The sequence below is a fragment of the Mesorhizobium sp. M0189 genome (assembly GCF_040322135.1).
Classification (GTDB): Bacteria; Pseudomonadota; Alphaproteobacteria; order Rhizobiales; family Rhizobiaceae; genus Mesorhizobium.
Genome location: NZ_JAMYSW010000006.1, coordinates 191353 through 212009, shown reverse-complemented (window position 1 = coordinate 212009; position 20657 = coordinate 191353). Strand labels below are relative to the sequence as shown.

At 65.0% G+C, this 20657-nt stretch carries 17 protein-coding genes; 14 read left to right on the top strand and 3 right to left on the bottom strand.

Annotation, left to right across the window (positions count from 1 at the left end):
* Nucleotides 1-11: 11 nt before the first annotated feature.
* Genes NKJ09_RS14310 through NKJ09_RS14285 form a run of 6 tightly spaced genes read left to right on the top strand, consistent with a single transcriptional unit; the run spans nt 12 to nt 6478 of the window.
* Nucleotides 12-1001, top strand: a complete 990-nt coding sequence (locus tag NKJ09_RS14310; protein ID WP_352495131.1) for a TIM barrel protein — start codon at nt 12-14, stop codon at nt 999-1001.
* Nucleotides 1002-1042: 41 nt separating this feature from the next.
* On the top strand, nt 1043-2101 hold the full coding sequence (locus NKJ09_RS14305) for a sugar ABC transporter substrate-binding protein (RefSeq protein WP_352495132.1): 1059 nt from the start codon (nt 1043-1045) through the stop codon (nt 2099-2101).
* A 57-nt stretch (nt 2102-2158) separates the two neighbouring features.
* Nucleotides 2159-3685, top strand: a complete 1527-nt coding sequence (locus tag NKJ09_RS14300) for a sugar ABC transporter ATP-binding protein (RefSeq protein WP_352495133.1) — start codon at nt 2159-2161, stop codon at nt 3683-3685.
* Nucleotides 3686-3701: 16 nt separating this feature from the next.
* On the top strand, nt 3702-4679 hold the full coding sequence (locus NKJ09_RS14295) for an ABC transporter permease (RefSeq protein ID WP_352482903.1): 978 nt from the start codon (nt 3702-3704) through the stop codon (nt 4677-4679).
* Nucleotides 4676-5551, top strand: a complete 876-nt coding sequence (locus tag NKJ09_RS14290) for a MurR/RpiR family transcriptional regulator (protein WP_023721163.1) — start codon at nt 4676-4678, stop codon at nt 5549-5551. Before NKJ09_RS14295 ends, NKJ09_RS14290 begins: the two co-directional genes overlap by 4 nt.
* Before the next feature lie 30 nt (nt 5552-5581).
* Nucleotides 5582-6478 carry a ribokinase gene (locus NKJ09_RS14285; RefSeq protein WP_352495134.1) on the top strand — a complete coding sequence of 299 codons (897 nt, stop codon included), beginning with the start codon at nt 5582-5584 and terminating at the stop codon, nt 6476-6478.
* Between the two features lie 31 nt (nt 6479-6509).
* Here the strand turns inward: NKJ09_RS14285 and NKJ09_RS14280 are convergent, their stop codons facing one another.
* A complete protein-coding gene (locus NKJ09_RS14280) occupies nt 6510-7535 on the bottom strand; it encodes a LacI family DNA-binding transcriptional regulator (RefSeq protein WP_352495135.1) in 1026 nt (341 codons plus the stop codon).
* A 196-nt stretch (nt 7536-7731) separates the two neighbouring features.
* On the opposite strand from NKJ09_RS14280, the gene NKJ09_RS14275 reads away from it, so the two are divergent.
* The 5 genes from NKJ09_RS14275 to NKJ09_RS14255 all read left to right on the top strand — a co-directional run bounded on the left by NKJ09_RS14275 (nt 7732) and on the right by NKJ09_RS14255 (nt 12680).
* Nucleotides 7732-8766, top strand: a complete 1035-nt coding sequence (locus tag NKJ09_RS14275) for a Gfo/Idh/MocA family protein (protein ID WP_352495136.1) — start codon at nt 7732-7734, stop codon at nt 8764-8766.
* A complete protein-coding gene (locus tag NKJ09_RS14270; protein WP_352495196.1) occupies nt 8766-9671 on the top strand; it encodes a sugar phosphate isomerase/epimerase family protein in 906 nt (301 codons plus the stop codon). The genes NKJ09_RS14275 and NKJ09_RS14270 overlap by 1 nt, the downstream gene beginning before the upstream one ends.
* 104 nt (nt 9672-9775) lie before the next feature.
* Nucleotides 9776-10783 carry a substrate-binding domain-containing protein gene (locus NKJ09_RS14265; protein WP_352482909.1) on the top strand — a complete coding sequence of 336 codons (1008 nt, stop codon included), beginning with the start codon at nt 9776-9778 and terminating at the stop codon, nt 10781-10783.
* A 65-nt stretch (nt 10784-10848) separates the two neighbouring features.
* The gene (locus tag NKJ09_RS14260) at nt 10849-11640 is read left to right on the top strand and encodes an ATP-binding cassette domain-containing protein (RefSeq protein WP_352762923.1); all 792 of its coding nucleotides are present in this window, start codon (nt 10849-10851) and stop codon (nt 11638-11640) included.
* Nucleotides 11637-12680: an ABC transporter permease gene (locus tag NKJ09_RS14255; RefSeq protein WP_352482912.1), complete on the top strand. Its 1044-nt coding sequence runs from the start codon at nt 11637-11639 to the stop codon at nt 12678-12680. Before NKJ09_RS14260 ends, NKJ09_RS14255 begins: the two co-directional genes overlap by 4 nt.
* Before the next feature lie 9 nt (nt 12681-12689).
* Here NKJ09_RS14255 and NKJ09_RS14250 read toward each other — a convergent pair whose 3' ends face one another.
* Nucleotides 12690-15497 (bottom strand): ATP-dependent helicase, encoded by a 2808-nt coding sequence (locus NKJ09_RS14250; RefSeq protein WP_352482914.1) that lies wholly within the window; start codon nt 15495-15497, stop codon nt 12690-12692.
* A 252-nt stretch (nt 15498-15749) separates the two neighbouring features.
* Here NKJ09_RS14250 and NKJ09_RS14245 point away from each other — a divergent pair, with 252 nt between their 5' ends.
* A complete protein-coding gene (locus NKJ09_RS14245) occupies nt 15750-18062 on the top strand; it encodes a glucose/quinate/shikimate family membrane-bound PQQ-dependent dehydrogenase (protein WP_352495137.1) in 2313 nt (770 codons plus the stop codon).
* A 217-nt stretch (nt 18063-18279) separates the two neighbouring features.
* Nucleotides 18280-19173 (top strand): dienelactone hydrolase family protein, encoded by an 894-nt coding sequence (locus NKJ09_RS14240; protein WP_352482916.1) that lies wholly within the window; start codon nt 18280-18282, stop codon nt 19171-19173.
* Here the strand turns inward: NKJ09_RS14240 and NKJ09_RS14235 are convergent, their stop codons facing one another.
* On the bottom strand, nt 19174-20082 hold the full coding sequence (locus NKJ09_RS14235) for an EamA family transporter (RefSeq protein ID WP_352482917.1): 909 nt from the start codon (nt 20080-20082) through the stop codon (nt 19174-19176).
* A 90-nt stretch (nt 20083-20172) separates the two neighbouring features.
* On the opposite strand from NKJ09_RS14235, the gene NKJ09_RS14230 reads away from it, so the two are divergent.
* A complete protein-coding gene (locus NKJ09_RS14230; RefSeq protein ID WP_352483074.1) occupies nt 20173-20652 on the top strand; it encodes an Lrp/AsnC family transcriptional regulator in 480 nt (159 codons plus the stop codon).
* Nucleotides 20653-20657 lie beyond the last annotated feature (5 nt).

The window sequence follows — 20657 nt, the reverse complement described above, 5'->3', positions numbered from 1 at the left end:
AAAGATCACCGATGACAGTCTGTCGTTTCGCCACCCGCCTCAATTCCTTTGCCTCGCGGCCACAGGCCGAGTGGCCTGATCTTGTTGGTAAACCGTCCATGCTGCAAATGGCGGCGCGTGCGGCGAAGGTTGCGGAATTGACCGATCTCGACCTCAACTTCCCCGATCATGTCGATGAAAAACCTGCGGAAATGGCGCGCAAACTCGGCGATCTCGGGCTTTCCATCAATGGCTTCGCCATGCGCTACTACTCTAATCCGGCCTTCAAGCTCGGCGCCTTCACCAATCCGGATCCTTCCGTTCGCCGCGAGGCCATCGACCTGACCAAGGCCGGCATCGACGCCGCGCGCGAGGCCGGCGCCAGCCTGATGACATTGTGGCTCGGGCAGGATGGCTTCGACTACGCCTTCCAGGCTGACTACGCAACACTCTGGCAACACGAAATCGATGGCATTCGTGAAGTAGCGGCGCATGATCCGGGCTGCCAGATTAGCCTTGAATACAAACCCAACGAGCCGCGCTCCTACAGCCTGATGCCCGATGCGGCGACGACATTGCTGGCGATCCGCGAGATCGGCCTGCCCAATCTCGGCGTGACGCTCGATTTCGCTCACGTGCTCTATGCCGACGAGCAGCCGGCTTTCGCTGCCGCCCTCATAGCACGGCACAGCAAGCTGCTCGGCGTGCACCTCAACGACGGCTACGCCAAGCGCGACGACGGCTTGATGGTCGGTGCCGTGCACACGCTGCAGACGATCGAGCTGCTCAGGCAGATCCGCCGCGACGGCTATGCCGGGGCCATCTACTTCGACACGTTCCCCGACATGACCGGGCTCGATCCCGTCCACGAATGCGAAGTCAACATCGCCACCGTCAAGCGCATGCTGCGCGTCGTCGAGCGGCTGGAAAAGGACAACCGCCTGTCAGCCGCCGTCGATCGTCAGGACGCGGTCGCGTCGCAGGCCATCATCCAGGAAGCCATGCTCGGGCCGGACAGCTGAGGCCGGCGCCATCACCGTTTTTCAACAAGGGAGGAAAGACCATGAAATGTCTGCTCGTCACCGCTACCGCTGCCCTGATGACGCTGTCCATCGGCTCGGTGTTTTCCGCGGATCTCGCGCCGCTCAATTCCGACACCGAGAAGGATCGCATCGACTGGTCGCAGCTCGAGGCCAAGTTCGGGGCTTTCCCCAAGCTGCCCGAGGGCACCAAAGCGGGTGCGGTCTCCAAGACGCTGACCAACGAATACTGGCGCTCGCTGGGTGAGGGCTACAAGTCGTTCGGCGACCGCATCGGCGTGCCCGTCGTCTACCAGGCGGCGCAGAGCGAGGGCGACCAACTCGGCCAGCTCACCATCGCCGAAGGCCTGGTCACGCAAGGCTACAACGTGCTGCTCGTCTCGCCGCAGACCGACTCCAATTTGCAGCCGATCATGGAACAGGCCAAGGCCGCCAACGTGCCGGTGGTCAACGTCAACGACGCGGTCATCCCGCAGGCCGAGTACTATGTCGGCAATGTCCAGCGCGACAATGGCGTGCGCGTCGCCAAATGGTTCATCAAAAACCGGCCGGATGGCGGCAAGGTTGCCATCGTCGAAGGCCAGGCCGGCGTCTACGCCGCCGTCCAGCGCACCGACGGCTTCAAGAGCACGATCACTGAAGCCGGCAAGTTCGAGGTCGTCGCCAGCGTGCCGGGCAACTGGGATCGCCAGACCTCCTACGACGCGGCCACCAATATCCTGCAGCAGCACCCCGACCTGATCGGCTTCTATGCCAACAATGACGGCATGGCGCTGGGCATCGTCGAAGCAGTCAAGGCGGCCGGTCTGCAGGACAAGGTGGCTGTCTTCGGCACCGACGGGATTTCCGACGCTTATGCCTCGATCCGAGCCGGCGAGCTGACCGGTACCGTCGACAGCTTTCCGGTGCTGACCGGCGAGGTGGCGCTGGAATCGGCGCTGCGGCTGGTGGCCGGGCAGAAGCTGCCGCGTGTCGTTGCCACGCCGCAGGCGCTGATCACCAAGGACAATGCCGACCGTTACTCGGGCGGCGGCGACGCCGTGCGCAAAGCGCTGCTCGAGGACGCGGCAGCGGGCCAATAGAGCAGGGGCGGCGGGTGCCGGCCTTGGGTCGGCACCCTTGCCTGGAGAACTGAAGCAATGTCAGCGCGGCTGCAATTCGAGGGCATTTCCAAGGTGTTTCCGGCCGTGCGGGCGCTGAGCGATGTGTCCTTTTCGGTCGGCGCCGGCGAAATCCATGGTCTGCTTGGCGAGAACGGCGCCGGCAAGTCGACCCTGCTGCGCATCCTGTCGGGCGTCTACCGGCCGACGGCGGGAAGCGTGCTCATCGACGGCAGGCCGGTGACGCTGAACAACCCGGTCCAGGCGCGCGCCGCGGGCGTCGCGATGATCCATCAGGAATTACAGCAGGTGCCACGTCTCAGCGTTGCCCAGAACATGTTCCTGGGCCATCCGCTGACGCGCGGCGGCGTCTTCGTCGACCGGCGCGAGCAGGAACGCCGCGCTGCGGAAGCCCTCGCCGCCATCGATCCGACCATCGACCCGGCAGCCCCGCTCGGCAGCCTGAAGGTGGCGCAGCGGCAGATCGTCGAGATCGCCCGGGCGCTGCTCGACTGCGCCAGGATCGTGGCGATGGACGAGCCGACGTCGAGCCTCACGCCGAGCGAGTTCGAACGGCTGGCGGAAGTCATTGCCGGTCTGGCGCGCGACGGTGTCGCCGTCGTTTACGTCTCGCACAAGCTGGACGAGATGTTCGGCATCTGCCAGCGCGCCACCATCATGCGCGACGGCGCCGTGGTGGAAACCGTTGATCTCGCGCAGGTGTCGGAAAAGGCCGTCGTTTCGATGATGGTTGGCCGCGAGCTTGCGCAGGAACAACACCGCCCGCATGCTTCCGGCGAGATCAGGCTGAGCGTGCGTGGCCTCGCCTCGGCGACCAAGGTCCGTGACGTTTCGTTCGACCTGCATCGCGGCGAGGTGCTGGGCATTGCCGGCCTGGTCGGCTCGGGCCGCACCGAGCTGCTGCGATTGCTGGCCGGCGCCGACCGGGCGTCATCAGGCACAATGGAGATCGACGGCAAGGCGACAAAACTTTCCAGTCCGCGCGACGGCATCGCCGCCGGCATCGGCCTGGTGCCGGAGGAGCGCAAGCGCGAAGGCATCGTGCCGTTGCGGTCGATCTCCAGCAACATCGCGCTGGCGTCGATGGGCGTGTTCGCGCCGCGCGGCGTCATCGACCACCGCCGGCTGAAGCGCGTGGCAGCCGAGAAGATGAAACGCGTCAATCTCAGACCGTTCCTGCTCGACCGGCCGATCCGCCTATTCAGCGGCGGCAACCAGCAGAAGGCGATCATCGGCCGCTGGCTGGCGGCGGGAACGCGGATCCTTCTGTTCGACGAGCCGACGCGCGGCATCGATGTCGGCGCCAAGGCGGAGATCTATCACTTGATCGAGGAGCTCGCCGCCGAAGGCCATTCGGCAATCGTCGTTTCGTCCGAGTTGCCCGAGGTGATCCGGCTCGCCGACCGGGTGCTGGTCATGCGCGACGGCACGGTCGCCGCCGAACTGGGCCGCGCAAGTCTCAGCGAACAGGCGATCGCCGCGCACGCCATACCCCAAACGGAGATTGAGGCCGGCAAGGCGCAAGGCCGTCGGGCCGGTGCATAACGGACAGGACCATCGGATGACCGATATAGCCGAACACACAGCAGCGCGCCCAAGCGCAGATTTCCTGCACCGGTTTTCGGTGCGCGACGCTGGCACGCTGATCGGCCTGGTGGTGATCCTCGCTGTCTTCGGGGCGCTGGTCCCCGGCTTCTTTGCCGAGCGTAACCTGATCAACATCCTGCAGCAGTCGAGCATCAATGCCTGCCTGGCGTTGGGCATGACGCTGGTCATCATCTCGGGCGGCATCGATCTGTCCGTCGGGCCGACGGCAGCTCTTTCGGCCGTCATCTCGGCCTCGATGCTGGTTGCCGGCGTGCCGTTTCCGCTGGCCATCGCCGCCGGCTTCGCCATCGGCCTCGCCTGCGGCCTGCTCAATGGCGTGCTGGTCGCCTATGTCGGGCTGCAGCCCTTCATCGTCACGCTGGGAACCCTCAGCACCTACCGGGCGCTGGCGCTGATCTATACCGGCGGCAATCCGGTGCTCGGCCTGCCTGCCGGCTTCCGTGCCATCTTCAATGGCTCGCTGTTCGGATTGCCGTTGGCGGTCATTATCGTGGCCGTGGTCGCGCTGATTGCCTGGATCATCCTCAAGAAGACGCCGTTCGGCGAATATCTGCTCGCCGTCGGCGGCAATGAGGAAGCGGCCTATATAGCCGGCGTGCCGATCGCCCGCACCAAGATCGCCGCGTATATGATCTCGGGCCTGCTGGCGGCGCTTGCCGCACAGATCCTGATCGGCCGGTTGGGTGCGGCCGAACCCATTCTCGGCAATCTCTGGGAGCTCGACGCCATAGCAGCGGCGGCGATCGGCGGTGCCTCGCTGATGGGCGGCAAGGGCAGCGTCGTCGGCACAATCCTGGGTGCCGTCATCCTTGGCAGCATGCGCAATGGCCTGACGCTGATGAACGTGCAGTCCTTCTATCAGCTCCTGGCAACTGGCCTTATAATCCTCGCCGCGATGCTTATCGATCGCGTGACGAGGGGACGTGGATGACATTGACCGGGCTGGATCTGAAAGCAGTAGGGCCGCGCATCCGCATGATGATGCCGCATCTGACGCCGCTCGAGGCGAAGGTGGTGGAAACCGTCTTCGGCAGGCGCGGCTTCGACGAGACTATCCCGCTCAAGCAGATCGCAGAGGAGGCCGGCGTCTCAGAGGCGATGGTGGTCAAGATCGCGAAGAAGCTGGGTTTTTCCGGCTATCGTGACTTTCGCACGGCGGTCTATGAATACAGCCGCCTGCCGACCGCCGAGATGCATCAGGAGCTGTCGGTGGACGACAGTTCGGCGGAAATCGTGCAGAAGGTGTTCCGCACCTCCATCCAGGCGCTGGAGGAGACGCTCGCCATCCTCGACATGGACGATTTCGACCGCGCCGCCGATCTGCTTTACCGCGCCAGGAACCGCGATTTCTACGGCGTCGGCGGTTCGGCGCAGATCGCACGCGACGTCTCGCACAAATTCCTTCGGATCGGCATCCGCACCTCTGTCTACGACGATTCGCACATGATGCTGATGTCGGCCTCGTTGCTCGGCGCCGACGACATCGCCGTCGGCTTTTCGCATTCCGGCAACACCAGCGCCGTCATCGACGCTATACAGCTTGCGCGCAAAAGCGGCGCACGCACGCTGGCCATCACCAACTACGATAACTCGCCATTGGCAGCCGTCGCCGACATCGTGCTCTGCTCGACCGCGCAAGGCTCGCCGTTGATGGGTGAGAACGCCGCGGCGCGCATTGCCCAGCTCAACATCCTCGACGCGCTGTTCGTCGCGGTGGCGCAACGCGACTACCAGGCGGCGGAGCGCAATCTCGGCCGCACCATGTCCGCGGTGACGTCGAAACGGAAAGACAAGAACTCATGAAAGGCAGCGGCTCGTGAAAGTCAGGGGCACATGACGGCTTCCCCGCCGCTGGTCACCGTATTCGGCAGCCTGCATTACGACATCATGGTCGAAGCCCCCGATCGCCCACGCAAGGGCGAAACGGTGACCGGTCATGCCTGGCATCCAAAATGCGGTGGCAAGGGCGGCAACCAGGCGGTATCGGCAGCGCGGGCCGGCGTGCGTGCGGCAATGATCGGAGCTGTCGGCGATGACGATTTCGGCCGCACGCTTCTCGACAATCTCGATCGCTGGGGCGTTGACCGGCGCTCCGTGCGGGAGGCTTCCGGCGCCGGCTCGGGCATGAGCGTAGCGATTTTCGACGACAGCGGCGACTATGGCGCGGTGATCGTCTCGGGCAGCAACCTCACTCTCAGCGAAAAGGACATTGCGGAGGCGGCCGAGCTGATCGCGCAAACGGCGGTGCTGCTGCTGCAAAACGAGGTGCCGGAAGCCGCCAATATCGCCGCGGCGCGGGCGGTGAAGGCGCAAGGCGGCCGCGTCCTCCTCAACGCCGCACCCGCCCGCAAACTCTCGGCCGAGCTGATCGCGCTCACCGACATCGTGATCGTCAACGCCATCGAGGCGGAGTTCCTGGCCGGCGTTCCTGTCGTCGACACGCTCGAGGGTGCTGCGAAGGCGGCTGGTATGCTCGTCGGTTCCTATCCGGCTGCCATCGTCACCGCCGGCGGCGAGGGGGTCGCCTATCGCGACCGCGACGGCCAGGCGTTCGCCTTGCCGGCGATGCCGGTGAAGGTCATCAGCACTCACGGTGCCGGCGACGAATTCGTCGGCGCCTTCGCGGCGGGGCTTGCACGTGGAGAGCCTGTCAAGCCGGCACTTGCCGCGGCCAATGCCGCAGCGGCCTTGCTGGTCGCAACGCCGGAGCGCGAGCGTAGCGGGCCTTGATCAAGCTGAGCCTGCTCAGTGACCGCCATCGTCAATCGCTGTCGCGCGCGATCAGCTCCAGCGGCCAGACTTCACGGATGATGCGGGCGCCTTCGGTACCGGCGAAGGCCGGGATCGATGCCAGCAGCATTTCGGCCAGCCGCTCGCCCATCGGCTCAAGCGCCGGGCGGAAGCCGGTCAGCGCCGGCGAAAAATAGCGGCAGAGCGGCGTGTCGACGATGACGATCACCGCGATGTCGTGGCCGGGCCTGATGCCCGCCTCGGCCAGAGCCTTGCAGCCGCCAAGCGCCATCGCGTCGTTGTTGAAGATGATGGCGGTCGGCGGGTCCTTGGAGCGCATGACCTTCGGCGTCACAGCGTAGCCGCCAGCCTCGTTGATGAAACCGTCGGCGATCAGCTCGGGGTCGAACTCAATGCCGTGCCGCCGCAACGCCTTGCGATAGCCGGCGAGGAACAGATAGCCGAAATTGAGGTCGAGCGACGGGCGGATGGCGGCGATGCGCCGGTGGCCGCGCGCGACGAGACGATCGACGGCGTCAGCTCCGGCTTTTTCGAAGTCGAGGTCGAGCGAGGGGTAGGCATCGCCGCCGGAACGGCTGCGGCCGAGCGTCGCGAACGGGAAACCGGCCTGGGTCAAATAGTCGATGCGCTCGTCTTCGCGCCGCGTCCAGGCCAGCACCACGGCATCGGCCCGGCGGGTCTCGACGACACGGCGCAGGCGCTCCTGCTGATAGTCGCCCGGCGCGCCCATCACCACGATCAGGTCGAGCCCGCTTTCGGCGAGCTTGGCCTGCAGCCCGGTCAGGAATGGAATGAAGAACGGCTCGCCATACTCCTGGTCGCCCGGATGCGGCTGCAGCATGAAGGCGATCGAATGGGTGGCGCCGCGCCGCAGGCTGCGGCCGGACTGGTTCGGTGAATAGTTCAGTTTCTTGGCCGCATCGAGCACGCGCTGGCGTGTGTCGGCATTGACGTCGGCGCGACCGTTGAGCGCGCGCGACACCGTGCCGATCGAAATGTTCAGGTGACGCGCAAGGTCGTGAATGCTGGACGCCAAAGGACAGTTCTCCCCCTTGCTTGGCTAGCACCGGCTGCTCTCCGGGCCAAGCCGACACCACGATTTTTCGCAACCGGCCAATTGACATTCTACGCCATCGGGTGTGTTCTCGTAAACGTTTACGGAAAAACATTCACGGCCCTGCCGTGAATGCCGTGAAGATCGGTCTGGAGGGGCCGAGAGGGAGGAACACTGGATGATCAATGTCGTCCTGGTCGGCTGCGGAGCGATGAGCAAGGCCTGGCTCGATGCGGCCAGGCAGATCGACGGGCTCGCCATTGTAGGCCTGGTTGATATCGACGCCGAAAGGGCGCGGGCGAGGGCGCGCGAATACGAGCTTTCCGGCGCTGTCATCGGAACCGACCTCGACGCCGTGCTCGACCAGACCAGGCCCGACGCGGTATTCGACGTGGTGGTTCCCGCCGCCCGCCGCGAGGTCGCGTTTTCCGCCTTTGCCCATCATTGCCACCTCTTGACCGAAAAGCCGCTGGCCGACAGCCCGGGCAATGCGCGTGCCATTGTCGAGGCCGCCCGCAGCGCCGGGCGCATCCATGCCGTCGTGCAGAACCGCCGCTATGTCGCCAATGTCAGGCGCATCCGGCGCTTTCTCGCTTCCGGCGTCATTGGTGCTGCGACCAGCATCCACGCCGATTTCTTCGTTGCGCCGCATTTCGGCGGTTTTCGCGAAGAGATGCGCCATGTGCTGCTGCTCGACATGGCGATCCACACATTCGACGCGGCCCGCTACATGGTGGCCGGCGAACCGACCGGTGTCTATTGCCAGGAGTGGGAGCCGGCCAATTCCTGGTATCGGCAAGGGTCGTCGGCAACCGCAAGCTTCGACCTCGGCGGCGGCAAGCTGTTCACCTATGCCGGCAGCTGGTGCGCGGCCGGCTTCCGTACCAGTTGGGACAGTACATGGCGTATTGTCGCCGAGCGCGGCAGCATTGTCTGGGACGGCGAGGACGGGCTGAAGGCGGAAATCGTGCAGCCGGTCCGTGAAGGCCTGTTCCACCGCACCGAACCGATAGCCGTGCCGCCGCTCGACCCGGCCGATCGCGTCGGCGGCCATCTCGGCATCATCCAGGATTTCGTCCGCGCCGTCGAAACCGGCACCGAGCCGGAGACGCGCGGCGCCGACAACATCAAGAGCCTGGCCATGGTTTTCGCTGCGATCGAGAGCGCCGAGACCGGGCGCCGGGTCGCCATCGCTGCACAGGAAGGATCATGATGCCAAACCCGCTGCTCGACATCAGGATCGGCACAATGGTGCGGGCCAATCTCGACGACCCGGCCGCCTATGTCAGGCAGATCCTGCCGCTCGGCTTCGAGAGCATCCAGCCGTTCTTCTGGCAGACGCTGGGCGGCAAGGACATTCCACGGCTGGCGGGCGAGATCCGCGAGGCGATCGGCGATGCCGATGTCGTCATCTCGTCGATCGGGGTGTTCGGCAATCCGCTGGAGAGCGGCGAGATCGATCGCGGCGTGCTCCAGGCGTGGGAAACGATCATCGACAACGCGCATCTATTCGGCACCAACATGGTCAGCGGCTTCACCGGCCGCATTCGCGGCAAGCCGCTGCCAGACAGCCTGCCGCGTTTCCGCGAGGTATGGGGGAAGTTGGCAAAACGGGCTGCCGACAAGGGCGTGCGCATCGCCTTCGAGAACTGCGCCATGGACGGCAACTGGGCCAGCGGCGACTGGAACATCGCCCACAATCCAGACGCCTGGGAGCTGATGTTCAACGAACTGCCGGACGACAATCTCGGCCTGGAGTGGGAGCCCTGCCACCAGCTGGTCTACCTGATCGACCCGATCCCGCAGATCCGCAAATGGGCGCCGCGCATCTTCCACGTCCACGGCAAGGACGCGACGGTGCGCTGGGACGTGATCCGCGAACATGGCGTGTTCGGTCGCCTGCCGTTCGTGCAGATGCGCACGCCGGGCTTCGGCGACAGCGACTGGACGCGAGTGATCAGCGAGCTGCGGCTGGCCGGCTACAAAGGCGCCATCGACATCGAGGGCTGGCACGACCCGGTCTATCGCGGCGATCTCGAGATCACCGGCCAGGCGCGTGCGCTGGATTATCTCCAACAATGCCGGGGAGGCGCGAGCTACCTGCCGAACCCGGTGTGAGAACTCGGCCGGCGGGAGGTGCCGGCCAGCGAAAGATTGCGGCGCGTTGCCGAAGCGATCGTCAAAACCCCTCGGCTAGCGAGGGAACAAAGGGAGGAACGTGCATGAGCATTACGATGAGAAGGACAGTTCTGCGCTCGACCGTCGCGGCGGCCGCGATGGCGTTCGCCGCCGCACTCTCGACCTTGCCGGCGCAGGCGCTCGATGCCCAGTGGTGCAAGGATGTCCATATCCGTTTCTTCGCCGGCGGGGCGGAGGGCGATGCGTTCGGCACCATCGTCTATAATGGCGCCAAGCAGGCGGCCGCCGATCTCGGGCCCAAGGTCGACTATATCTTCTCTGGGTGGGACGTGGAGAAGATGGTCCAGCAATTGCGCGAGGCTGTTGCGGTCAAGCCCCAAGGCATCGCCATGATGGGCCACCCGGGCGACGCCGCCATCATGCCGCTGGCCGAACAGGCGCACAAGGACGGCATCAAGATGATGTACCAGAACGTGCCGGTGCCGACGGTCACGGCGGCGTTCGGCGGCGGCTATGTCGGCGCCCAGCAGGAGCAGCAGGGCCGCGCGCTCGGCGCCGAGGCGTTCAAGCTGGCCGGGCTGAAGGCCGGCGACAAGGCGATCATGATCGGCCCGTTCGAGAACGAGAGCCGCGGCGCGCGCGAACGCGGCACGGTCGCCGCACTGAAAGAGGCCGGCATCGACGTCGTTCAAATCAATTCTCAAACCGAGTGGGCAGCCGATCCCAATCTGGCCATTCCGGTGATCACGGCAGCACTGCTCAACAATCCCGACGTCAAGGCGGTCGGCTATCCCGGCGGGCAGCTGCTAGGCAATGTGCCGACTTACATGCAGGCGGCGGGCAGGAAGCCGGGCGACATCTTCAACTTCGGCTTCGACACCAGCCCGCAGATCGTCGAGGGCTTCAAGGGCGGCTGGGTGCAGCTGACGGCCGACCAGCAGCCGTTCATGCAAGGCTACCTACCAATCCTCAGCCTCTGCCAGCAGGTGGTGTTGGGTCTGGCGCCGATGAATGTCGACACCGGTGCCGGCTTCGTCACGCCGCAGAATTATGAGATCGTTTCCGAACTCGCCAAGCAGGCGTTGCGCTGATCGCCCGATCTGCCGGCCGGGTTGAATCCCGGCCGGCGACGACCGACAAACAAGCGAGGACCGCCATGGCCGAACGCCTCATCGAACTGCGTGAAATCAGCAAGTCCTACGGCCAGGTCTATGCGCTTGGCGGCGTCAATCTCAGCGTCGACCGCGGCGAGGTCGTCGGCCTGATCGGCGACAACGGCGCCGGCAAATCGACGCTGATCAAGATCCTTTCCGGCGTGGTCAAGCCGACCAGCGGCGAAATCCTCATTCGCGGCAAACCGGTGACCGGGTGGAGTGCTGCGCGCTCGCGCGACGCCGGCATCGAAACGGTGTTCCAGGACCGGGCGCTCGCCGTGCAGCAGACGATCGTGCGCAACATCTTCATGGGCCGCGAGCTCACCGGCTGGCTTGGATGGCTGAAGGTCAACAAGGAGATCGCCGAGGCGAGCCGGCTGATGCGCGAGATCGGCTTCACCTCGAAGGTGTTCACGCCGCAGTCGATCGTCGGCCAGCTGTCGGGCGGCGAACGCCAGGGCGTGGCGATCGCCCGCGCCATCTACAAGCAGGCCGACCTGATCATCCTCGACGAGCCGACGACGGCGCTGTCGCTGACCGAAACCGCGAAGGTTTTTCATTTCGTGCGCCAGGTGCGGGCGAGCGGCCGCTCGATCCTGTTCATCGGCCACAACATCCACCACGTCTTCGATATCGCCGACCGCTTCGTGGTGCTCGACCGCGGCAAGGTCACGCTCAGCGCCGACCGCAGCGAGGTCAAGTCGGCCGAAGACCTCATCAATTTCATGGAAGACGTGGCACATCCCGGCGGATTGCCGGGACTTCGCGACGCCGGGGAGCAGATAGCGCGATGAGCAAGACCATGGATCCCGATCTGCAGACCCCTCTAGGCAGCAGCGATGCCGCCCGAAAGGCATGGAAACACCCGTCCGATAACTGGCTGCGCGGCTTTGTCCTCGACAACCGCGCCGCACTCGGCACGCTTGCCGTGTTCATCGTGATGATGGCGGTGTTCATGATCGCCAATCCGACGGTCTTCACCAGCTGGTATCTCTATAGTTCCGTGCTGACCACGCTGCCTGTGGCGCTGTTCGTGGTGGTGCCGCTCGTCTTCGTCGTCACCTGTGGCGAGATCGACCTGTCGTTTCCGGCGACGATGGGCTTCGCCTCGTGGGTCTTCGCGCTGGTCGTGCAGGCCGGCTACGACCCGTTCGTCGGCATCGCCGCCGCAATCGTCACCGGCATGCTGCTCGGCTTCCTGGTCGGCTCGCTGGTCGTCTATGGCGGGCTGTCGTCGCTGATCGCCACGCTCGGCATGAATTTCCTGCTGCGCGGCCTGATCCAGATCATCAACGAGGGCAGGTCGACCGCGCTGACCGGCCTTGCCGACAGCTGGGCCTACAAGATCTTCTCCAGCCAGCTTTACGGCATCCCGGTGCAGATATTCTGGGCCATCGCCTTCGTCGTGCTGTCGGCGCTGCTCTACAACCGCCATCGCTTCGGTGCCCAGGTCAAGGTGGTCGGCGACAATCCCGACAGCGCCCAGCAGATGGGCATCGATGTCAAGCGCGTCAGGGTGAAAGTGTTCGTCTTCGTCGGTATCGGCGCGGCGATCGCCGGCACGTTCTCGGTAATGATCAACTTCACCTGGTGGCCGACGGCGGGCGACGGATACCTGCTGCCGGTGCTGGCATCGGTGTTCGTCGGAGGCACGCCGACCTGGGGCGGCATCGGCACCGTCGTCGGCGGCGCGATCGGCGCGGTTACGGTGTCCTTCATCCAGACCGGCGTCGTCGCGGCGGGACTGAGCGGCTTCTACGTCCAGTTCTTCAACGGGCTGATCATCATCCTGTCGCTGCTCGGCCATAAGTGGAACCAAGCGCGGTATCGGTGACCGGCGGCCTCAAACCCCCGTGACAAACCCGTCCAGCACGCGTTTCTGGCCGGCCTTGTCGAAGTCGATGGTCAGCTTGTTGCCTTCGATGGCCGAGATGTTGCCGTTGCCGAATTTCTGGTGGAAGACGCGGTCGCCAACGCTGAAGGGGGAGGGCGTGTCGGCGACGGATTTGGCGACCAGCTCGCCGTCGATGGTGCGGCCCTTGATCGAGGTGCGGCCGGCACCGTAGCCCGAGTCGGTTTCGCCATAGCCGATGCGCTCGACCTGGTGGCCGGAGCGCGTGCCCCAATTGCGGTCGGTCGCTTCGGTGCGGTTGGCCTGAGCACGTTGCCAGCCCGGTGTCGCATAGGTGCTGGAGAAGGCGCCGGATTTCTCGGCGCCGTTGTTGCCACCGATGTTATCGAAGCGCGACGCCCCATAAGGATTCTGTCTTCCAGCCCCCTGGCCGCCACGACCGGGAGCGAACGAGCCGCCACCATAGGCATTGCCGTAGCCGCCATAGGAGTTGCCGCTCTCGGCGACCTCGACATGGGCTTCCGGCAGCTCGTCGAGGAAGCGCGACGGGATGGTCGATTGCCAGAGGCCGTGGATGCGGCGGTTGGAGACAAACCAGAGATGCAGGTTCTTCTTGGCGCGGGTCAGGCCGACATAGGCAAGGCGGCGCTCTTCCTCCAGGCCGGAGCGGCCACCCTCGTCGAGGGAACGCTGGTGCGGGAACAGGCCTTCCTCCCAGCCGGGCAGGAACACGGTTTCGAATTCGAGGCCCTTGGCCGAATGCAGCGTCATGATGTTGACGGCGTCGAGCTCAGCGTTCTGCTCGGCGTCCATCACCAGCGCGACATGTTCGAGGAAGGAGCGCAGCGATTCATACTCCTCCATGGAGCGTATCAGCTCCTTTAGGTTCTCCAGCCGGCCGGGCGCTTCGACCGAGCGGTCGTTCTTCCACATGTCGGTGTAGCCGCTCTCCTCCAAAATGGTCTCGGCGAGTTCGGTGTGCGGGGTGGTTTCGAGAGCCTTTTGCCAGCGCTCGAAATTGGCTGATACCTCGCGGAGTGCGGCACGCGGCTTCGGCTTCAGCTCGTCGCTTTCGGCCAGTTTTGCCGCCGCCTCCAGCATCGGGATGCGCAGCGCGCGTGCGGTGTCGTGGACCTGGCGGATGGTGGCCTCGCCCAACCCGCGTTTCGGCACGTTGACGATGCGCTCGAAGGCGAGGTCGTCGGCGCCTTGTGCGACGACGCGGAAGAAGGCCAATGCGTCGCGAATCTCGAGCCGCTCATAGAAGCGCGGGCCGCCGATGACGCGGTAATTGAGCCCGAGCGTGACGAAGCGGTCCTCGAATTCGCGCATCTGGAAAGACGCGCGGACGAGAATCGCCATATCGTTCAAATTGTGCTTCTGGCGCTGGTAGGCCTCGATGGTCTCGCCGACGGCGCGGGCCTCCTCCTCGGAATCCCAGGCGGCGTGGACATGCACCTTCTCGTCGTCCTCGGCGATCTTCTCGGTAAACAGCGTCTTGCCGAAGCGGCCCTCATTGTGGGCGATGAGATGCGAGGCGGTGCCGAGGATGTGCGCGGTCGAGCGGTAGTTGCGCTCCAGCCGGATGATGGTGGCGCCGGGGAAATCCTTGTCGAAGCGCAGGATGTTGTCGACTTCGGCGCCGCGCCAGCCATAGATCGACTGGTCGTCGTCGCCGACGCAGCAGATGTTAACTTTGCTTTCGCTCACGGCCGCGCGCGAGCTTCGCTCGCTGGCCTCCGCGGGGGCGGCCTGGCCGGCCGACGCCCGGTCGGGCTTGCGGCCTTCGGCCGAAGAGCGCCCAATCTCCCCCCTCGTGGGGGAGATGTCGGCGGAGCCGACAGAGGGGGGCGCTGTCCCGCCAGCGTTTCCGCCAGGACCATTGGAAGCGTCGCGATCCTTCGCGCCCCCCTCTGTCCTGCCGGACATCTCCCCCGCGAGGGGGGAGATTGGCTTGCCTTGAGGCCGCTGGGCCAGCAGGCGCAGCCACATGTACTGTGCGGTGTTGGTGTCCTGGTACTCGTCGACGAGGATGTAGCGGAAGCGCTTGTGGTATTCCTTCAGCACGTCCGGATTGGCGCGGAAGATGCGGATCGGGTGACATAGGAGATCGCCGAAGTCACAGGCATTCAGCGTCTGCAGCCGCTCCTGATAGGCCTTGTAGAGTTCGCGGCCCTTGCCGTTGGCGAAGGCACGGGCATCGCCCTCGGGGATGTCGGCGGGACCGAGGCCCTTGTTCTTCCAGCCGTCGATCATCTGGGCGAACTGCTTGGCCGGCCAGCGCTTGTCGTCCAGCCCTTCCGCCTGGATGAGCTGTTTGATCAGCCGCACGACATCGTCGGTGTCGAGAATGGTGAAGTCGGATTTGAGCCCGGCCAGCTCGGCATGTCGGCGCAGCAGCTTCACGCCAATCGAGTGGAAGGTGCCGAGCCACGGCATGCCCTCGACATTGCCTTCGCCGATCAACAGGCCGATGCGCTGCTTCATCTCGCGCGCCGCCTTGTTGGTGAAGGTGACGGCGAGGATCTGCGAAGGGAAGGCCTTGCCGGTGGCAAGGATGTGGGCGATGCGGGTGGTCAAGACGCGCGTCTTGCCGGTGCCGGCGCCGGCCAGCACCAGCACCGGGCCTTCGGTGGTTTCCACCGCCAGCCGCTGCTCGGGGTTGAGGCCGTTGAGATAATCGGGCGCGTTGTTTTGATTGCTGCGGGCAGCCATGGCGCGCGCGGCGATGCCCGACGGGGCCACGGGCCGCGCGTTCGGTTCGTCAAAAAAGGGCATGTCTTCCGAAAAGCCGGACATCTCTCCCCGAATGTAGTGATTCGGCAGCGAAAGGCCAGAAGTGTCTCCGTTTTGTTCTCTGTCCAGTCGGTAGACTCACAATCTGAATGGGTCCGCTAACCAAAACGCCGAGCTTGCCGTGGGTCGACGCCGTAAAACGCCGAGCTTGCTTGACAGGGGAAGCGGGCCGGAGAAAGTTGCGTGGGGGCAGGCACGCAATGCGGGGTTGCCCATGGACGCGTCGCGGAGCGCACCAGTCGAAGGAGCACCGTCTTGGCTGTGGTCATCACCTCCCTGATCCTTTTCCTCATCGGCCTGGCGCTTGGCGGCGGCGGCATCTGGCTCGTGACGCTGGGCGGCAGCTGGTATTACGTCATCGCCGGCATAGCTTTCCTGATCGCTGCCTGGCTGCTCTACAGGCGCAGATCCACGGCGCTGTGGCTCTACGCGGCGATCGTGCTCGGCACGCTCGCCTGGGCTGTCTGGGAAACCGGCTTCGACTGGTGGGAGCTCGGCCCGCGCGGCGGCATCATCGTGCTTGTCGCGCTGTGGCTATTGACGCCATGGGCGCGGCGCGGGCTTACCGGTCCCGACGGACGAGCGCCGCTGATCCTCGCGGTGCTGGCATCGCTCGGCGTCGCCGGTTATTCGATGACGACGGACCCAAAGGATATTGCCGGCCAACTCAACACCGACAAGGTGACGCCGACGGCCGAACTCGGCGGCAATGTGCCGGCCGGCGAATGGCACTATTACGGTCGCACGCAATATGGCCAGCGCTATTCGCCGCTCGACCAGATCACCCCCGAAAACGTTGCCAATCTGCAGCCGGCCTGGACCTATCGCACCGGCGACGTGAAAGGGCCCGACGACATCGGCGAGACGACCTATCAGGTGACGCCGCTGAAAATCGCCGACACGCTCTACATCTGCACGCCGCATAATTTCGCCATCGCCATCGATGCCGCGAGCGGCAAGGAGAAATGGCGTTTCGATCCGCAGGTCAAGCTCAACAAGGACCGCCAGCACCAGACCTGCCGCGGCGTGGCTTACTATGCCGATGCCAAGATCGCCGCCGGCCAGCCCTGCGCCACGCGCATCTATCTGCCGACATCGGACGCCCGGCTGATCGCGCTCGACGCGGCGAATGGCCAGGTCTGTCCGACATTTGCCGAGGGCGGCACGCTGAACCTGCTCGCCAACATGCCATATCCGAAGCCGGGCTATTACTATTCGACTTCCGCGCCGCTGATCGTCGCCAACAAGATCATCGTCGGCGGCGCGGTCAACGACAATTATTCGACGCAGGAGCCGTCCGGGGTCATCCGTGCCTACGATGCCGACACCGGCGCGCTGTTATGGAATTGGGATTCCGGCAATCCGGACCAGACGACGCCGCTGCCGCCGGGCCAGACCTACACCAACAACTCGCCCAATATGTGGTCGACGGCGAGCGCCGACGAGAAGCTCGGCCTGCTCTATGTGCCGCTCGGCAACAAGACGCCGGACCAGCTCGGCGCCGGACGCAGCGCCAATGACGAGAAATTCTCTTCCTCGATCACCGCGCTCGATCTCAACACCGGACAATTGCGCTGGGTGCGGCAGACCGTGCATCACGATCTCTGGGACATGGACGTGCCGGCGCAGCCGACGCTGGTCGACATAACCACGGCCAGTGGTGTGGTGCCGGCGCTGGTCGGGCCGACCAAGCAGGGCGACCTCTATGTGCTCGACCGGCGCAGCGGCGAGCCGATCGTTCCGGTCAAGGAAGTGCCGGCGCCGGGCGGCGCGATCGAAGGCGACCATACCTCGCCGACGCAGCCGGTCTCGGACCTCAGCTTCAGTCCGAAGCCACTGACCGGCGCGGATATGTGGGGCATCACCATGTTCGACCAGCTGGCCTGCCGGATCGAGCTTCGGAAGCTGCGGTATGAGGGCCGCTATACGCCGCCGTCGCTGCAAGGCTCGCTGATCTATCCTGGCAATTTCGGCACCTTCAACTGGGGCGGCGTGGCAGTCGATCCGGTCCGGCAGGTGATGTTCGGCATGCCGACATACCTGGCGTTCATCTCCAAATTGGTGCCGCGCGCCGACGTGCCGCCGCCGGGCGATACCAAGGGCAGCGAACAAGGCCTGAACCGCAATGACGGTGCGCCTTACGCAGTGATATTGAAGCCATTCCTGTCGCCGCTCGGCATTCCCTGCCAGGCGCCTCCGTGGGGCTATGTGGCCGGCGCCGACCTTCGGACCGGCAAGATCGTCTACAAGCATCGCAACGGCACCGTCTACGACATGACGCCGCTGCCGCTGCCGTTCAAGGTCGGCGTGCCGGGCATTGGCGGGCCGATGATCACTGCCGGCGGCGTCGCCTTTCTCGGTGCGGCGGTCGACGACTATGTGCGCGCTTATGACCTGACGACCGGCAAACAGCTCTGGCAGGCGCGGCTGCCTGCCGGCGGGCAGTCGACACCGATGACCTACACGGTAGCCGACGGACGCCAGTTCGTCGTCATCGTTGCCGGCGGCCACGGCTCGGTCGGCACCAAGCCGGGCGATTATGTGATGGCCTATACGCTGCCGAAATAGAGAAGTTCCTCAGAGCCCGAGATGCCCTTTCAGGTCGGGTACCGATGCAAGTACCTCGTTGGTCAGCTGCGGGCCGGCGGCTGTCTCGGCCTGCTGGACCAACGCGGCATCAAGGCCATCGTGCAGAGACTTATGGCAGCCCTCACTCAGCCGTGACTGGACCAGCCAGGCTTCGACCCTATGTTGCTGCCGGGGGCCGAAGACCTAGGAGCGCGCCATGACAACACCTGCCGGCCCCGCCAAGCCTGTCATTACCCAGGCGATGATCGATGCCTATGATGAATACACGCATCTGACGCTCGACCGGCGGCGCTTCATGGAGCAGTTGACCAGGCTTGCCGGGTCGGGTGCGGCAGCGGCCGCGATCTCGCCGCTGCTGGCGGCGAATTCGGCCCAGGCGGCAATCGTCGCGGAAAACGATCCGCGCGTGAAAGGCGAGGACATCAGCTATACAGGCAGCGGCGGCGAGATGAAGGGTTATCTGGTCAAGCCGGCGGGTCAGGCCGGCAAGCTGGGCACGGTCATCGTCGTGCACGAAAACCGGGGGCTCAACCCGCATATTCGCGACGTGGCGCGGCGCGTGGCGCTGGAGGGGTTCGTGGCGCTTGCCCCGGACTTCATGACACCGCTCGGCGGCACGCCGGCCGATGAAAACAGGGCACGTGACCTGTTTTCCCAGCTCGATCCAGCACAGGTCGCCACCAATGCCGTCGCAACGGTCGCCTACCTCAAAGGCCACAAGGACGGCAACGGCAAGGTCGGCGCCGTCGGCTTCTGCTGGGGCGGCGGCACGGTGAACATGCTGGCCGTCAACGCGCCGGATCTTGCAGCCGCCGTTGCCTATTACGGCATGCAGCCGAAGGCCGAGGACGTGCCGAAGATCAAGGCGCCGCTCATGCTGCATTATGCCGGGCTCGACACCCGCACCAATGCCGGCATCGACGCCTTCAAGAAGGAACTCGACGCGGCCCATATCGAATATTCGGTCTATGTCTATGAAGGCGCCAACCATGCCTTCAACAACGACACATCGGCGGCCCGTTACGACAAGAAGGCGGCTGACCTCGCCTGGGGGCGGACGATCGCTTTCCTCAAGGAGAAGTTGGCCTGATCAGGCGGGCGCCAGCGCCGGTTTGTGAAGGGCGACGCCGGCCACCACCAGCGCGATGCCGAGGCAGTCAGTGAGGCTCGGCACCTGCCGCAGCACGATGACGCCGATAAACGTCGCGGTAACCGGAAGCAATGACAGCATCAGCGCGAAACTGGAGCGCGGCAGCCGCGACATGGCAAGCTGGTCGCAAATATAGGGAATGACCGACGAGCAGATGCCGACACCGACCGCCGCAAGCAGCAGCGGCGGCGTCGAGAACGCCGGCAGCGCATCGGCAAGACCGATCGGCAGAACGACGAGAAGGGCGACCGCCATGGCGGCACCCAGCCCGGCGATGCCATCGCCAGCGTCGGCGCGCGCGACGCGGTGGCCGAGCACGATATAGAAGACGAACAGCGCGCCATTGAGGAAGGCCCAGAACAGGCCGACAGGATCGCTCGACCATTTGACGTCGATGAGCAGCAAGGTGCCGGCGACGGCGATTGCAAGGGCGGCGAGATTGCGCGGGCTTCTGAGGCCGACAAGCGCGACGCCGATGGTGCCGACGAATTCGATCGCCGCTACCAGCGAGATCGGCAGCCGGTCGAGCGCCAGGTAAAACGAGCAATTCATCACCCCAAGGCAGACGCCGAAACCCACAAGCAACAACCGCGTCGAGCGATCGGCGCGGGCGAAGACCGCCCATGGTCGGGTCAGCGGGGCAAAAACCAGTGCCGCGGTGGCGATGCGCAGCCACGCCATGCCGAGCACGCCGACATGCGAGAAAAGCAGGACTGCGAAAGCGGGGCCGAGATAGTGGAACACGGCGCTGACGCCGAACCACAGATGGGGCGGCACCGAGCTTGCCAAGGTAAAAGCCGGGCCGGCGAGTGCCGGACTTGCTGCTGGGGCTTGCGTCCGATCTTCCATGGGGTCAGTATCGCAGGCGATTTTTGCCGTTGATATGGATGATGGCCGGGCATTGCGGCTATTCCCTTTTCGAAAGCAAGGAGTATTCCGCTGAAACGCCTTCGAAATGAAAATACCGATCTGGATCCGGCGGATCTAAAAATCCTGCGCCTGCTGGAGGAGGATGCGCGCACCAGTATTGCCGAACTGGCGCGCTCAGTCGGCCTGTCGGCGCCGAGCGTCGCCGAGCGCATCAAGCGGCTGCAGGAAAGCGGCGTGATCGAGGCCTATACGGTGCGGATTAATCCGGCCGCGCTCGGCATGAAGCTGTCGGCATGGCTGCGCATCAGGCCGGTGCCGGGGCAACTCGCCGTCGTGGCCGAAATCATCCGCGACCTGCCGGAAATCGCCCAATGCGACCGGGTCACCGGCGAAGACTGTTTCATCGCGCTGGCGCATGTCGGCTCGGTCGCCGAGCTCGAGCGGGTGATCGACCGGATCATTCCCCATGCGATGACCAATACGGCGATCATCCAGTCGACGCCGGTAGTGGCACGCTCGCCGCTAGGGGCGGTGAAGCGCCCGGCCTGATGCTA